Genomic DNA, 15,405 nt, shown 5'->3' on the forward strand with positions numbered 1-15,405 from the left:
AGAAAATGACAAACTTTAAACCAGAAACATTATTATTACACGGAGGACAACAACCAGATCCAACGACAGGCTCTAGAGGTGTTCCTGTTTATAAAACCACTTCGTATGTTTTTAAAAATACACAGCATGCACAAGACCTCTTTGGACTGAAAGATACAGGCAATATTTACTCACGCATTATGAATCCGACAGTCGATGTCTTTGAACAACGAGTAGCGTTACTAGAAGGTGGTACTGCAGCAGTTGCTCTTTCTTCAGGAATGGCCGCTATTGCTTTTTCCATTTTGAACATTGCAGAAGCGGGTGATGAAATCGTAGCAGATAGCAGTCTTTACGGTGGCACTTACAATTTGTTTGCTAACACGCTACCACGCTATGGCATTACAACAAAATTCGTCGATGCGACCGATCCAGAAAATTTTAAAGCAGCAATTACAGATAAAACAAAAGCGATATTTGGTGAAATTATTGGTAATCCAAGCTTGAATGTTTTTGATGTCGAAAAAATAGCAGAAATTGCCCATGCTAACGGATTGCCGTTATTGATCGATAATACATTTGCCTCTCCTTACGGCAGCAACCCGATTGAGTTTGGTGCAGACGTCGTCATTCATTCTGCGACAAAGTGGATTGGCGGACACGGAACGACAATTGGTGGCGTTGCGGTGGATGCTGGGAAATTCAATTGGGACAATCCACGTTTCCCAAATTATACACAGCCTGACGAAACCTATCATGGACTGCGGTACGGCATTGATGTACCAGGTGCAGCTTTTGCGACAAAACTTCGCGTTCAATTATTACGTGATTTTGGCCCTTCACTGAGCCCGGATAGTGCTCATGCTTTACTGCAAGGATTAGAAACTTTACATTTACGGATTCCAAAACACAATAGCAACGCTCAAATTATTGCAGACTACTTAAAAAAGCATCCACAAATCGAGTGGGTAAACTTCCTTGGATTTGAAGAACATCCTTCTCATGAATTGGCGAAGAAATACTTGAAAAATGAAGGTTATGGATCGATTGTCAATTTTGGTATCAAAGGTGGAAGAGAAGCAGGACGTAAAGTGATTGATCACATAAATCTCTGGTCTCATGTAGCCAATGTAGGAGACGCCAAGTCGCTAATTATTCACCCGGCTTCTACGACACATCAGCAATTGAACGATGAAGAGTTAACTGCATCTGGCGTAACGGAAGAGTTGATTCGTTTGTCTGTTGGATTGGAGAATGCAGAAGATTTAATCGCTGATTTGGAACAGGCCATACAGGCAGCAGTTTTGGAAAAGGTATAAGGAGGGATCGTCATGAAAACAGTATCCATTGGCTCATTAATCCTGGACTCTACTAAGACGATAGATGATGTGGAACTTGCATACGAACGTCTCGGAGATGAAACAGCTCCTGCGATCCTGATTTGCCATGCATTGACAGGTAACCAATACGCAGTCGGTACTGAAAAAAATCCAGGGTGGTGGGCAGGATTAATCGGACCAGGAAAACCCGTGGATACAACTGTTTTTCAAGTGATTACCTTTAACGTACTCGGAGGCTGTCACGGATCGACGGGTCCTTTATCGAAAAATCCGAAAACAGGAATTCCTTACCGAGCTGACTTTCCAACATTGACAATACGTGATATGGTTCGAGCGGAATATCGTGCATTAAAAGAATTGGGAATTGACCACCTTGCAGGAGTCATTGGCGGTTCCCTTGGTGGAATGAAAACCTTAGAATGGGGAAACCTCTATCCAGATTTTACGGATGCGATTTTTCCGCTAGCTGTCACTCCCTATTACAGTGACTATGGAGTGGCGTTTAATCACATTGGCATATTGGCGATTGAAAGTGATGGGGATTTTAATAATGGAGACTATGTAGATGCGTCTCTTTTGAAGGGGTTTCATGTTGCTAGAATGGCAGGAATGGTTACTTATCGAAGCGGTCATATGTTCAATCGGCGCTTTGGTCGTAGTGGCGATGGCGAAGAATTTGATGTGCAGTCATATTTGAATTATCAAGGCAAGAAATTAGCCGGTCGTTTTGATGCCAATAGCTATGTATTACTGCTGAGAGCTATGAATACACATGATATCCAAGATGCTGTACTAGATGTTCCCGTCTATTCCTTGTCTTTTACGCGCGATTTGTTGTATCCAAGTGAGCTAATGGCTCCGTGGCTTGAAAAACAAAAGACGGCAAGTTGGAAAATCGTTGAAACAGAATTTGGCCATGATGGATTTCTCGTTGAATTTGATAAATGGAGCGGATTTATCGAGAATAAGCTAAAAAGCCTAGTAGTGCCTGAGCTCACCAGATAATTAGTGGATTTCTACTCGCACTGTTTCGCAAGCAAGACGTTGAAAATTATCCTCGATAACAGAAAGGCACCTAAAGGATACGCGTCCATTAGGTGCTTTTCTATGTGTACTTAAGTTAGTCTTCGTCTTTAATATCCACATCTTCTGGTATGGGCATAGTGCGCCATTCTTCTAGCGCTAGCTTGGCTTGTTCCAATTGTTGAAAATGCGCTTCAAATTGAGAGGTATTGATGATGTATTGTTCCCCGTCATGAACTGCGCGGATACGACCTTCTAATACGTAACGATTTACTTGTTCTTCGGGCATGGATAAAAAAGTGGCAGTTTCCTGGACTGTCATGTACATGGGATCTCCTCCTCTTTTCTTTTATTATAATAGAAGAAGACGACTACCTCAAACCATCGGTGTCATCGTGTGTTCGTTAAAAAAAGAATGTTAGTAGACGATGTTCATCATCAATTACCTTGTTTTTTCTTTAGAACTTTAACATCTAGACTTCGAACTGCTCGTTAACAAGAGTTTTTCTATGCGACTAAGATTTTAATATATTAAGCGTTTAGCGATAGGAAAGTAAGGGGATAGTACTAGTGAATACTATACAAAAAAAGGAGGACGATTGTATGAATGATATTGGTAATTCTTTTAGAGGCGTCGGATATACAATTATTGACTACATTCCAAATGTTTTAGGCGCGTTACTATTACTGCTTATCGCGTGGATTGTCGCAACAATTGTACGAGCCATTTTCACCAAAGGGTTAAAAAAAGCAGGTGCAGACCGGGCCATGGTCAAAGGACATATGGCGAAAACAAAAGAAAGTGCAGACAGCATGTTGGATTCCATAGGGAAAATTCTTTATTACCTCATTTTCATTTTGTTTATTCCGAGCGTTTTGCAAGCTTTGGATATGAACAACGTAGCACAGCCAATTTCAAACATGATGAACAAGTTATTGGCATTCCTGCCTAATCTGTTCATGGCCATCATCATTTTAGTCATTGGTTATTTTGTTGCCAAATTTGTGAAGAACCTTGTGTTCAGTCTTTTAACAGCGATAAATATTGATAAATGGTTCAATAAATTTACTAACAAAACAAGTGGTGCTTCGACAAGTACGACAAGAATGGACGCTGGAGACAAAGCAACTCTAGCTAATGTATTGGCTAATGTAGTGTTCGTTATCGTCTTGATTCCGATTTTGACCATTGCGTTAGAAACATTAAACATCCGTTCGATTTCTGAACCAATTGTCAATATGCTCAACCAAGTTCTAAACATGATCCCGAATATTTTCGTAGCGATCATCTTGATCTTAGTAGGTGTATTAATCGGTAAATTTGTGGGAGACTTGTTGATTAGCCTATTGAACGGAACAGGTATCAATCGCTTCTCAACGTATTTGAACACAGACAAAACCAAAACACCGAGCGTTGATATTGCGAACATCATTGGCAAAGTAGTACAAGCGATCATCATCATTTTCTTTACTGTAGAAGCTATGAATGTTTTACAGCTTGATGTATTAAACGGGATTGGTGAAGCCGTAATCGCATACTTACCACTTCTGATTAGTTCGCTAATTATTCTGGGTCTTGGATTAATCGGGGGAAGTGTGCTTGGGAACTACGTGAAGCAGTCTTCAGGTAACCGTTTCCTTGGTACAATTGTCAAATATGCGATTATTATTATTGCTGTATTTATGACACTTGACCAGTTGAACTTTGCAACAAATATCGTTAACCTTGCCTTCCTGTTCATTATTGCGGGACTTGCAGTAGCCTTTGCTATTTCCTTCGGTATGGGTGGACGTGAGTTTGCTAAACGTCAGCTTGAAAATCTTGAGAAGAAAATGGAAAAAGAGAACGACAAACCAAATCTATAAGATTATTTGAAAACTCCCAAAGCTACTTGTAGCTTTGGGAGTTTTTTATTGATTGGTGTGTATTTATGAGCATCCAATTATAAGACGATTAAATGAGTTCCACATTCCCATTTTTGAGGGGTTTATTTAAGTGGAGAGATGAGTTTATGCTGGAATGCATAAATAACTGCTTGAGTCCGGTCATGAACTTCAAGTTTTGCCAAGATATTACTGACATGTGTTTTCACTGTTTTCAAGGCAATAAACAATTGATCGGCAATTTCTTGGTTGGTCAGACCATCAGCTAGCAACAACAAGATTTCCATCTCACGTTCAGTTAACGCGTCGTGTAGAACCCGTTCATGACGCATTTGCTTCATCATTTTTGTCATCACCTCTGGCTCAAGTACGGGAGTGCCATTCATCGTTTCACGAATCGAATCAGCAATCCGTGAAGCTTTTGAAGTTTTTAATATATAGCTAACGGCTCCGGCTTGAAGTGCAGGATAGACTTTGTCGTCGTCGAGAAAGCTTGTGACAATCATAATTTTGGCTTCTGGCCATTGATCAATGATGGATTTTGTCGCTTCTGCACCGTTCATAATGGGCATCACCATGTCCATTAGGATCAAATCAGGTCGCAAGTCCAATGCCAATTGCACGGCTTCTTGCCCGTTTGTGGCTTCGCCAGCAACTTCCATATCTTTTTGAGACTGCAAGTAAGCAGAGACACCTATACGGACCATTTCATGATCATCTACTAACAAGATTCGAATCATTAGGCTTCTTCCTTTCAATTGGAACTTTTACTTCCACAATGGTCCCTTCAGAAGGAACAGAAACAATTTTGCTCGTAGCACCAATTTCGATGGCGCGTTCTTCAATATGTTTAAGGCCGTAAGAAGTCGATTTGGATTGTTCACTTTCAAATCCCACACCATTGTCTTGAATACGCAAAATCGCAAAATTATCGCGTTCAACAAACAAGATATGAACTTCGGTTGCTTTGGAATGGCGCAATGTATTGGATAAAGTTTCTTGCGCAATACGGAACAGATGATCTTCGGCTCCTTTTTGCAGGGGCACTTCTTCTAATTTATGATCAATCGTAAAATAGACTTTTTCTTTAAGTTCACTAACCAATTCAAACAATCCTTGACGCAAGCTTTTGTCGTGAAGAGCGGCGGGACGTAAATGCAAAAGCAGTGCGCGCATTTCCAACTGAGCTTGCTGAATCATTTTTTCTGTCTGCAACAGTCCAGGCTGCACCTCTTCGCTTTCAGTCATCGATGACAGCAGCATGGAAGCAGCAAAAAGTTGTTGAGAAACGGAGTCGTGAAGCTCTCTAGCAAGCCGTTGACGTTCCATAATTAAGCGCTCCTGGATAATCTGATCCTGCGTTTCTGCACGTTCATTGGCAATGCGAGTCAAGCTTTTACGCTGTGATTCTAATAACTTTTGCAATTTTAGAATGGAACTCGACAAATTGCGCGGCAAGGTTTTCATTTGGGCAGCTTGAACGACCGTTTTGTCTTCATTGCGCAAAAGGGCTTGGAAAATCTGTTCGATTTCCTGCACTTTTGATCGCGACAAAGATTCGGTCCACCATGATATGCCGACGGACAGAGCGAGCATCAGAACGAGCAACCAAATGCCCAAAGGAAGGCCAGCGATAAAATCTTCCCACAGAACAGACCAGCTATTGAATGACGGCAAACCAAGCAAAGCAAATAGAATACTGAAGATAATCAAGGCAAAGAGAGATGTGAAAAACAGGCTGCGTGGCACAATCTGTCTCATCTACGAATCACCTCGACGTCCCCCATCCAAGTAGTCACGGATACAATCAACTCAGCTCTGTTGCCTTCGTCCGCAGGATAGCCGTCTTCCGCGTGAATGGTGGTATTGAGAATGCGCTGGCTATCCCCATTGAAAAAACGAGCTTCCCCCAAAAGTGTAGAATAAAAGACGCGTACCGGAACTTCATACGGCACGATAACTTGGACTTTTCCAAAACCTTGTCGTATGGAAATCAATGAAGGTTTTTTAGGTAAAACAGTATGTGTAGTATCTACAAGGATATCCCCGATAAAACCTTGCACATGAATGTCTTTCCACTCGTAAGATTCGATTGGCGTGCTTTGAGCGGCCATTACTTTATTCTGGATTAGACCTGTATCTGCGGAACCTTGTAAAGGGGTAGTCTGAAGCCATGCTTGCCCTTTCCATAGACGAAGCAACAGGTAAATGGCAAGCCCGAAAATCATCAGTCTCAGACTCCACATAGACAAAATAGAAACGCCGATAAGAAAAGCACCTATCCAAAAATAGGATCTTCGGTATTTACTGGTGTTTCTCAGCGCATAGTAAAGAGTTCCGATACCAAGAAGGATCAAAAACACACTGCCATTTCCAAAAAAGGCAGCTTCGACGAATATCAATAATAAAGCACTTAGCAAAAAAAATGCTTGTCTGTTTGTTGGGAAATGTTGCATGGCTTTTGCCTCCTTCTTTGTATCAGAAAAAATGAGAAGAAGAAAAAACTTCTTCTCACTCTATTTTAGACAAGTTCTTTTGGAGTTGTGCTATTTTTTTCTAAAGAATCCAAACGACGTTCCATTGTTGAACGCTCATGCCGCTCTTCAACTTTAGCACCGAGTGTTGTGATGTATAGAGCCATGTCGTCAAAAGAGCCAATGCGTTCAGCGACAAGTTCAGGACTTAGCACTTTGTCCATCTGGTGATGAGCACGCGTGGCATTTTCTTTGCCCATCAATTGCAGTTGCTTTACTTTCATGTCTTTTACTTTGTGTTTCATTTCTTCGTAGCGGTATTCTAAGCCAGTTAGTTCAGCTATGTTTTCACTTAGGTTGTTTTGCAACACTGAAACGCGAGTAGCGTAAGATTGAACTTCCATTTTTGCAAAATCAGCGAGATCAGACTCGCCTGAGGTTTGTGCTAATTCCAATTGTTCGTGGCGCTTAGTGAGCATGGCGGATGCTTCTGCCAATTCTTTCTCTAGTTTACCATTTAGCTGAGCTTGACGTTCAACCCATTTTCCAGTGGTGGTTGTCTGGTTTTCAGCTTCTGTAACGTAGTGATTCAGTAGAACAAGTGGATTTTTCTCCTCATTTTTTACGACGACGGCATCCAAGTCGGTTGCGACAGCAAATTTAAAACGTTCCCATAACGTTATCATATTCATTCTCTCCTTATTTAGTTAGTTTGTTCCATTGTTGTTCAAAGTTCATAAATGGATCGCTTTCTTTTACAGCTGTGACAGAAACGCTTTGGCCATTCCATTTCCGGTAAATCATCCACAATGCGACAAGGGCGGCGACGCCAATCAAAGCAGGTACATTCGAAATGGCTGCAATTCCTCCGATAATCCCTACAGCTACCCAGCATACTTTCGCTAATGTCGAAGTGCTTTTTAAATAGTAATGCACCCCGGCGTAGACGATTAGTAAAGATACGACCAATCCAATCATGTGTCCCAAATTGCTGAGTACGACGATTCCAGCAATGATGCCGAGCGTAATTAACCAAAATTTGTTCATCTTTTTTTGCCTCCTCGTTGATTTCTAAGTTAATTATACGAAGAGAATGAGTTTTTCAATACGGTCTCTGACTGCATCTTTGACTAGGTCTTGGGACGTAGAGTGAGCTAGTCCCGGGAGATGTATTTAATCGCACCGACCGCTTTGGCCAGAGCTCCCGCTAGAAGCCAAGTAAAAAACGCTAGTCTTCGAGCTCTGCTTCGTCCTTGTGCGCGGCGGTGCTTAGAGAGGGGCGAGGGAGAGTTGTTTTGTGAAGGATATGAATTGGAATGCTATACTGTTTTTTATCACATTGAAAAAATGTATCTTTCGTACAGAGATTTATTTTAAAAGAAGAAAGAGGCGTTTTTATGAAAATAGTTGCGGGCATCGGTAGTTTCTTGTTGATTTATACAGCGCTTGTTGCCTATTTGGGCTGGGCGGTTTATGTTTGGCTAACGAGTTTTTTAGAGAGTGTAAATCTGTGGATTTTTGCGGCTTTGTGGTTGGTGGTTGCCTATAGTTATGTAATTGGAAGAATCGGTCACAGATGGCTTGGATTTACGGTGCTCGGTTCTTATTGGTTCGCTTTTTTGCAGTATGCGATTTTGTTGATTCCTGTGGCAAATCTCATTGTGCTAGTGGTGGATTTAAAAAATGATGTGTTTGTTGTAGGTTCATTAACTGCCATTATGTTATTGCTGCTATTTAGTGTCGGCACTTACTTGGCTTACAGTCCGGTTGTTCGAAATCTTGAAATTACCGTAGAAGGTAAAGAGGCGGAACCTCTTCATATGGTCGTAGGTTCCGATTTTCACTTAGGGTTTTTATCGGGCAAGCAACATTTGCAACGTTTTGTTACTAAAACAAATGCGCTTGATCCGGATGTTGTCTTTTTAGCAGGTGATTTAGTGGATGACGATCCGGTTTGGTATGCGCGTTATGGCATGTCGGAAGTCATGGAACAGTTGAAACCAGCTCTGGGTGTTTACGGTGTGTTAGGAAATCATGAGTATTACGGCAAGAAAATTCCATTGCTCGTAAGACTCATGAATAAATCAGGTGTGAAAATATTAAGAGATGAAACTATTTTAGTTGCGAATCGTTTTTATTTAACGGGACGTGAAGATCGTACGAATGGCAATCGGCTGTCGTTGCTTGAGTTGAAACCTGAAAAAGACACGGTGCCTTGGATCGTAATGGACCATACGCCGGCCGATTTGAAAACGCCCAGAGAATTAGGCGCAGATTTGCACATGTCAGGCCACACACATAAAGGGCAGATGTGGCCGAATCATTTATTGACTAAACGAATTTTCGAACTGGATTACGGCTACCGTTTAATCGAAAAGACACATTTTCTTGTGTCTTCCGGATTTGGATTTTGGGGTCCGCCGTTGCGTATCGGAAGCCGTTCAGAGTTATGGTCGATAACGATGAATTTCCGTTCATCTTCTTAAGAGGAGTGTTGTTATGGAAGAATGGATTACTTCAGTCATGTCGGATTATGGCTATTTGGGTATATTTTTTCTAATTATGCTAGAAAACGTCTTTCCACCGATTCCGTCAGAAGTGATTTTAACGGTCGGCGGATTTATGACAACGACGACCACAATGACAATACCGGGAGTGATTTTAGCTTCAACTGCGGGCTCTGTCCTTGGAGCGGTAATTTTGTACGGTGTCGGTTTATTACTAGACGTTGAGCGGCTGGAGAAAATCATAGATAAATACGGCAGTTGGTTGCGCGTAAAAAAGCAAGACATTCATAAGGCCGATAGCTGGTTTGATCGTTTTGGGGTTTGGACTGTATTTTTTGGCCGGTTGGTTCCTTTAGTGCGGAGTCTAATTTCAATTCCTGCGGGTATGTCGAATATGAAATTTGGACTGTTCGTTGGCTTTACGACGCTCGGCACCTTGTTGTGGAATACTGTTTTGGTGTTTATCGGACGAGCAGTGGGAGACAACCGGGAACAAATTATGCATCAGTTTGGTCTTTATTCCAATGTTGTGTACGTCTTATTAGCGTTGAGTATTGTCGTAGCTATTGGGTATTACATCAAAAAAATAAAAACAACAAACGAATAGGAAACTGCTGGCAATTGCCGGCAGTTTTTTAAATTGTTATAATTGTTTAATAATAGAGGATGGAGGATGGGTATGAAGCCAATCGTATTTATTACACAAAAGCTGCCGGATCAAGCAGTAGCTGAATTAGCAGAGCAGTATGAAGTTCGCATGTGGCCGGAAGAAGACACTCATGCACCGCGTGAGAGATTGCTTGAAGAAGCAAAAGAGGCGCATGCACTTTGGACGATGCTATCTGACCAAATAGACAACGAAGTGTTTAGTTCAGCACCGAACTTGAAAATCGTTAGCAACTTAGCAGTTGGCTATAATAACATCGACTTAGAAGCGGCACGGAAGCATGGTGTTACGGTAACCAATACGCCTGATGTTTTAACTGAGGCGACCGCAGATTTAACATTTGCTTTGTTACTTGCGACGGCCCGCAACATAATGGAAGCAGAAAAAACTGTTCGTTCGGGACAATGGAAATCTTGGACACCGATGGGAATGACCGGACAAAATGTTGGCGGTGCTACGCTCGGAATTATTGGTATGGGGCGAATTGGTGAAGCTGTAGCTCGCCGTGCTCAAGGTTTCGGTATGAATATCCTTTACCATAATCGTACGCGTAAAAGTCTTGAAGATGTCCGTTATGCTGAATTTGAAGAATTGCTGAAGGTTTCAGATTACGTGGTGATTTTAACGCCGCTGACACCTGAAACTAAAGGGATGATCGGAGCAGCCGAACTGGCATTGATGAAAGATACGGCTTGTTTGATTAATGTAGCTAGAGGCGGGATTGTTGATGAAACGGCCTTATATGAAGCTTTGAAAGAACAGAAAATATGGGGTGCCGGACTGGATGTATTTGAACAAGAGCCTGTACCACTAGACCATCCCTTATTGACATTGCCAAATCTTACGGTGTTGCCGCATATTGGCAGTGCCACGATTCAAACTCGTTTTGAGATGATGGCATTGAATGCTGAAGCCATTAAAGCATGTCTAGAAAAAAAATCAGTAAAAAATAGAATCTGCTAACTAGCAGAAAAAGTGCAGCTGCTGTAGTAGCTGCCTTTTTTGATTGGGTTATTTTAGCTGCAATTTATAAACTTAGGAAATTCGCGGATTATTCCAAAGCGTCGCTAATTTAGACCAGCCTCGAGCATTACTACTTAATAACTATATAAGCTAAATGAAAGAAACCAAATCTTCTACATCGCTGGTTGCTTTAGGCGAAGTAACTTGTTAAGTAAGAAGGTAGTGTCTATTTTTCCGTTAGTAACGGGAAGACATGGCACAAGCCTTTGGCAACTGGCACCGTGCCGTCCGATCGCGCCAGTTACACGATCCGCAACCTATGGATTCGAAAGCACAGTTGGTTTGCGGGATAGTAACAAGTAGAAATCATGAGTTCAATCAATATAAAGTTGAAGTTTTTCGTTATTTGTTATAAAATGGTTGAGGTTTTTGTTGCTTTTTTGCTACAGAAGCAAATTGAAGAAATAGGAGGTATGATTCATGCAAAATCATACACACAATGTCTTACTGTATTATAAATACGTCGAGGTAGAAGATCCAGAAACCTTTGCTACCGAGCATTTGGCTGCTTGTAAAGAGCTAGAGCTAAAAGGTCGAATTCTTGTTTCTAACGAAGGAATTAACGGAACGTGTTCAGGAACAATTGAGCAGACGGAAGCATATATGAAAATGTTGAAAAGTGATCCACGCTTTTCGGATACAGCTTTTAAAATCGATGCTGCTGAAGGCCACGCGTTTAAAAAAATGCACGTGCGTGCAAAAAATGAAATCGTTCATCTTGGATTAGAAGAAGACATCAACCCGAACGAACTGACCGGCACTTATTTAGAGCCAGTGGAATTTTATAAACAAATGCAAGAACAAGACACCATCGTTTTGGACGCGCGAAATGATTACGAATACGATCTTGGGCATTTCCGTAACGCGATTCGTCCAGATATTGAAAACTTCCGCGATCTGCCAGAATGGATGCGTGACAATAAAGAACAATTTGAAGGCAAAAAAATTCTGACGTATTGCACAGGCGGAATCCGCTGTGAAAAATTTTCTGGCTGGCTGAAAAAAGAAGGATACGAGGATGTTTCTCAACTTCACGGAGGCATCGTTAATTACGGCAAAGATCCTGAAGTAAAAGGTGAATTATGGGATGGACAATTATATGTATTCGACGAGCGTATTGTTGTACCTGTCAATCAAGTTGAACACGTCATTGTCGGCAAAGACCATTTCACAGGAGAACCATGCGAACGTTATGTGAACTGTGCAAATCCTGATTGCAACGCGAAAATGTTGACTTCTGAAGAAAACGAACACAAATACATGCGTTCGTGTTCAGACAAGTGTCGCGAACATCCACGTAACCGTTATGCTTTCGAGCACGGGTTGACTGGAGAGCAAGTACAAGAACGTTTAAATGCATTAAAGGAAGTAACAACAATCTAATAAAAAAAAGCCTCCATAATTTTTGGAGGCTTTTTTGTATTAGAAATCTATATCAATCTTCTTCGTTTAACACAATAGTGCGACCTTTCAATTTCAATAGCAAAGGGATTAATAACCAAGCAGCAGCTACCATCAGTAGAATTAAAGACAGTGGCTTGGTAAAGAAAATCATGAAATCGCCATTTGAAATCGTCAATGCTCTGCGGAGATTATTTTCAATCATGGGCCCTAAAACCAAAGCTAAGACGAGTGGTGCCACAGGGAAATCGTTTTTGACGAGTACATATCCCAGTATTCCACAAGCAAGTAGTAAGAAGAGGTCGAATGTGGTGTATTGGACAGCATATACACCAAAGAAAGAAATCGCTATGATGATGGGCAATAAATATTTTTTAGGGGTTTCAATGATTTTGGCAAATACTTTAACCAAGGGCATGTTCAAAATTAATAACATCAAGTTACCGACAAACATACTGGCGATAAGTCCCCATGCCACTTCAGGATGATCATCAAATAATAATGGACCGGGTTGAATGTTATACATGATAAGTGCTCCCATTAGGATAGCTGTGGTTCCAGACCCGGGTATGCCTAATGTTAAAAGTGGAATCATAGCACCACCAGATGCAGCATTATTGGCTGATTCAGGACCTGCAACACCCGCAATGGCCCCGGTGCCAAATTTTTCAGGAGTTTTGCTGAATTTTTTCTCGGCAATATAAGAGAAAAACGAAGCGAGCGTTGCGCCGGCACCAGGAAGTACACCGATAAAGAATCCTAAAAGAGATCCCCGCATAATTGGTTTTGCACTATCTTTTAAATCTTGTTTAGTAGGAAGGATTCTACCGATTTTAGCAATCGTACCATCTTCATGCTCGCGTTCTAAAATCGTTTTAAATACTTCACCTAGCGCAAACAAACCAACTGCGATTGTTAAAAACTCAAGGCCCGAGTAAAGAACGGGTAAATCGTAAGTAAAGCGAGCAATTCCTGATACCGCGTCAATGCCGATTGTGCCAAGAATCAAACCGAAAACGGTCATCATTAAGGCTTTCGTCATCGATTTTCCAGCCAATCCGCTTACTGCGGCGAGTCCGAGTAACATGAGTGAAAAATATTCAGCGGGTCCGAATTGGAGAGCCACATTGGACAAAGGCTCTGCCAATAATACTAGACCAATCAAAGAAACAATTCCTGCCACAAATGAACCGATTGCTGCAATCGATAAAGCGGCTCCTGCTCTACCTTGGCGCGCCATTTGATAACCGTCAAGCGTTGTGACAACAGAAGAAGATTCTCCTGGTGTGTTCAAAAGAATAGAAGTAGTGGAGCCGCCGTACATCGCACCGTAATAAACTCCGGCCAATAGGATGATGGAACTTGCTGCAGCTGCTTCTGTCGGCATGCCGGAAGTGATTGTTGCAGTTACTGGAATAAGAAGAGCTACACCACTCATGGGTCCAATACCTGGCAATACACCAACAGCTGTTCCAATAAGGACCCCTACAAACGCAAAGAGAATGTTCTGCCACTGGAATGCGATGCTGAAGCCATCCATTAAAAATTGTAAAGTAGTCATTGCCATCCGCCTTTCGTTTTAAAATTCAGGGAATCCCGGTAATGAGCCGCCGAGAAATTCGGCGAAAAGATAGTAGACACCAAACGAAAATGCGGTGGCAATAATCAATGTATGAAGCCATTTTCCACTTTCCATCGTTTGAAAGGCTATGACTAAAAATAAGAAAGTCGTAATGACGTAACCAAGTGTCTCTAAGAAAGCAGCATATAGAACAGCACTAAAGAAAATGATGAAAAACTTTTTGTATTTAATCGGTTCATCGTTTTTTGCACCGGCCTCGTAACGAAAAGTTTCATATAGCAAGCGAGCACTTAAGAGGATCAAAATAGTGCCTAAGCCGATTGGAAAGATATCGGGTCCGACTGCTGAACCGTAAGAACTCTCGGATATTCGCTGGCTTTCCATGACAAATAAAAGGCCGATTAGTAAGAAAATAATGCCAGCAAACCGATCGAAGGTTTTACTCATTGTCTTTCACTCCTTTTAAATTAGAAAACGGCCGAAGCCGCTGTTCTAATTACTTTTGCATATCAAGTGCAGTCAACAACTCAACAATCAATTCTTCTTGAGTTTGTAAATATTTTTCGAAATCCTCGCCGTTTTTGTATTCACTTTGCCAACCATTTTGCTCAAGTTCTTGTTTCCATTCCTCGCTGCCAGACATTTCTTCTAGTTTTTCTGACCAGTACTTGTATGCGGTATCTGACATGTCTTTAGGACCGAAAATACCGCGCCAAATCGTAAATTCAGTATCAATACCTTCTTCTTTGAATGTCGGGATTTCGCTTAAGTCACCTTCTAAACGTTCCGGAGAACTTACGGCCAATACTCGAACATCACCAGATTTCATGTATTCTCCAATCGTAGATGCATCTGTTGCGATGACATCTGCGTTATCGCCAAGCAATGCAGCTACGGCTTCGCCACCACCATCATAAGAAACGTATTTCACTGATTTTGGATCAATGCCATATTCAAATGCTGGCAAAATCCCGACCAAATGATCCATTGAGCCCGGAGCAGAACCACCAGCAAATGTAACCGCTTTTGGATCAGTCTTTACCGCGTCGAGAACATCGGTTAATGTTTGGAATTCAGAATCTGCACGAACAACAATCGCTCCATAATCACGTGTCAGTTGAGCCAGTGGTGTTGTATCCTTATAACCGTATGGACTGTTTCCTTCAGCTTTACTATTGTTGATTAGAATCGGTGGAGATTTAACCATAAGCATGTAGTCATTGTCGACTTCTTTCGTAGCGTATTCTGCCATATAAACGGCTCCACCACCACCGGGTTTATTTTCGACCATAATTGATTCTCCAATGATGCCTGTTGTATTCATAGTTTTTGCAATAGAGCGCGCAGTCAAATCCCAGCCACCGCCCGCTCCAGAAGGGGCCACAATTGTTAGTCCACGTTCGGGATAATCGGACGAACCAGCATCACTAGCTTGAGAATTTTCTTCAGATGAGCAGGCAGCAAGACCAATTGCTAACATACCAGCAAGAGAAACAGCAATCATTTTTTTGAACATATCATTCAT

Annotated in this window: 16 protein-coding genes; 7 read left to right on the plus strand and 9 right to left on the minus strand. The window is 41.6% G+C overall.

Features of this window, described 5'->3' with window-relative positions:
• The first annotated feature begins 5 nt into the window (after positions 1 to 5).
• Together QMF37_RS01140 and metX are read left to right on the plus strand one after the other, a co-directional pair.
• Positions 6 to 1,298: an O-acetylhomoserine aminocarboxypropyltransferase/cysteine synthase family protein gene (locus tag QMF37_RS01140; protein WP_283476088.1), complete on the plus strand. Its 1,293-nt coding sequence runs from the start codon at positions 6 to 8 to the stop codon at positions 1,296 to 1,298.
• 12 nt (positions 1,299 to 1,310) lie between these two features.
• Entirely contained in the window at positions 1,311 to 2,324 is a 1,014-nt protein-coding gene (gene metX / locus QMF37_RS01145; protein WP_283476089.1) for a homoserine O-acetyltransferase MetX, read from the plus strand.
• A gap of 115 nt (positions 2,325 to 2,439) precedes the next feature.
• Here the strand turns inward: metX and QMF37_RS01150 are convergent, their stop codons facing one another.
• The gene (locus tag QMF37_RS01150; RefSeq protein ID WP_058384347.1) at positions 2,440 to 2,670 is read right to left on the minus strand and encodes a helix-turn-helix domain-containing protein; all 231 of its coding nucleotides are present in this window, start codon (positions 2,668 to 2,670) and stop codon (positions 2,440 to 2,442) included.
• A 275-nt stretch (positions 2,671 to 2,945) separates the two neighbouring features.
• On the opposite strand from QMF37_RS01150, the gene QMF37_RS01155 reads away from it, so the two are divergent.
• Positions 2,946 to 4,208 (plus strand): mechanosensitive ion channel, encoded by a 1,263-nt coding sequence (locus QMF37_RS01155; protein WP_071153132.1) that lies wholly within the window; start codon positions 2,946 to 2,948, stop codon positions 4,206 to 4,208.
• Between the two features lie 122 nt (positions 4,209 to 4,330).
• Here QMF37_RS01155 and QMF37_RS01160 read toward each other — a convergent pair whose 3' ends face one another.
• From QMF37_RS01160 to QMF37_RS01180, 5 genes are all read right to left on the minus strand, one after another.
• Positions 4,331 to 4,966, minus strand: coding sequence for a response regulator transcription factor (locus tag QMF37_RS01160; RefSeq protein ID WP_078080692.1), 636 nt, complete (start codon positions 4,964 to 4,966; stop codon positions 4,331 to 4,333).
• Positions 4,941 to 5,987, minus strand: coding sequence for a sensor histidine kinase (locus QMF37_RS01165; protein ID WP_058384350.1), 1,047 nt, complete (start codon positions 5,985 to 5,987; stop codon positions 4,941 to 4,943). The genes QMF37_RS01160 and QMF37_RS01165 overlap by 26 nt, the downstream gene beginning before the upstream one ends.
• On the minus strand, positions 5,984 to 6,682 hold the full coding sequence (liaF, locus tag QMF37_RS01170) for a cell wall-active antibiotics response protein LiaF (protein ID WP_058384351.1): 699 nt from the start codon (positions 6,680 to 6,682) through the stop codon (positions 5,984 to 5,986). Before liaF ends, QMF37_RS01165 begins: the two co-directional genes overlap by 4 nt.
• 65 nt (positions 6,683 to 6,747) lie before the next feature.
• A complete protein-coding gene (locus QMF37_RS01175) occupies positions 6,748 to 7,386 on the minus strand; it encodes a PspA/IM30 family protein (protein ID WP_071153133.1) in 639 nt (212 codons plus the stop codon).
• A 13-nt stretch (positions 7,387 to 7,399) separates the two neighbouring features.
• On the minus strand, positions 7,400 to 7,747 hold the full coding sequence (locus QMF37_RS01180; protein WP_071153134.1) for a lmo0954 family membrane protein: 348 nt from the start codon (positions 7,745 to 7,747) through the stop codon (positions 7,400 to 7,402).
• Between the two features lie 350 nt (positions 7,748 to 8,097).
• Here QMF37_RS01180 and QMF37_RS01185 point away from each other — a divergent pair, with 350 nt between their 5' ends.
• From QMF37_RS01185 to trhO, 4 genes are all read left to right on the plus strand, one after another.
• Positions 8,098 to 9,186, plus strand: coding sequence for a metallophosphoesterase (locus tag QMF37_RS01185; protein ID WP_283476094.1), 1,089 nt, complete (start codon positions 8,098 to 8,100; stop codon positions 9,184 to 9,186).
• Positions 9,187 to 9,199: 13 nt separating this feature from the next.
• Entirely contained in the window at positions 9,200 to 9,814 is a 615-nt protein-coding gene (locus QMF37_RS01190) for a DedA family protein (RefSeq protein ID WP_071153136.1), read from the plus strand.
• A 72-nt stretch (positions 9,815 to 9,886) separates the two neighbouring features.
• Complete coding sequence (locus tag QMF37_RS01195) at positions 9,887 to 10,837, plus strand: 2-hydroxyacid dehydrogenase (RefSeq protein ID WP_071153137.1); 951 nt, start codon at positions 9,887 to 9,889, stop codon at positions 10,835 to 10,837.
• A 480-nt stretch (positions 10,838 to 11,317) separates the two neighbouring features.
• The gene (trhO, locus tag QMF37_RS01200) at positions 11,318 to 12,280 is read left to right on the plus strand and encodes an oxygen-dependent tRNA uridine(34) hydroxylase TrhO (protein ID WP_071153138.1); all 963 of its coding nucleotides are present in this window, start codon (positions 11,318 to 11,320) and stop codon (positions 12,278 to 12,280) included.
• 52 nt (positions 12,281 to 12,332) lie between these two features.
• Here trhO and QMF37_RS01205 read toward each other — a convergent pair whose 3' ends face one another.
• The 3 genes from QMF37_RS01205 to QMF37_RS01215 are packed head-to-tail and all read right to left on the minus strand — an operon-like array spanning position 12,333 to position 15,396.
• A complete protein-coding gene (locus QMF37_RS01205) occupies positions 12,333 to 13,859 on the minus strand; it encodes a tripartite tricarboxylate transporter permease (RefSeq protein WP_058384358.1) in 1,527 nt (508 codons plus the stop codon).
• Positions 13,860 to 13,877: 18 nt separating this feature from the next.
• Positions 13,878 to 14,327 (minus strand): tripartite tricarboxylate transporter TctB family protein, encoded by a 450-nt coding sequence (locus tag QMF37_RS01210; RefSeq protein ID WP_071153139.1) that lies wholly within the window; start codon positions 14,325 to 14,327, stop codon positions 13,878 to 13,880.
• Positions 14,328 to 14,376: 49 nt separating this feature from the next.
• The gene (locus QMF37_RS01215) at positions 14,377 to 15,396 is read right to left on the minus strand and encodes a Bug family tripartite tricarboxylate transporter substrate binding protein (RefSeq protein ID WP_283476099.1); all 1,020 of its coding nucleotides are present in this window, start codon (positions 15,394 to 15,396) and stop codon (positions 14,377 to 14,379) included.
• Positions 15,397 to 15,405: the final 9 nt, after the last annotated feature.

The organism is Planococcus sp. S3-L1 (genome assembly GCF_030063085.1).
GTDB classification, from domain to species: Bacteria; Bacillota; Bacilli; order Bacillales_A; family Planococcaceae; genus Planococcus; species Planococcus kocurii.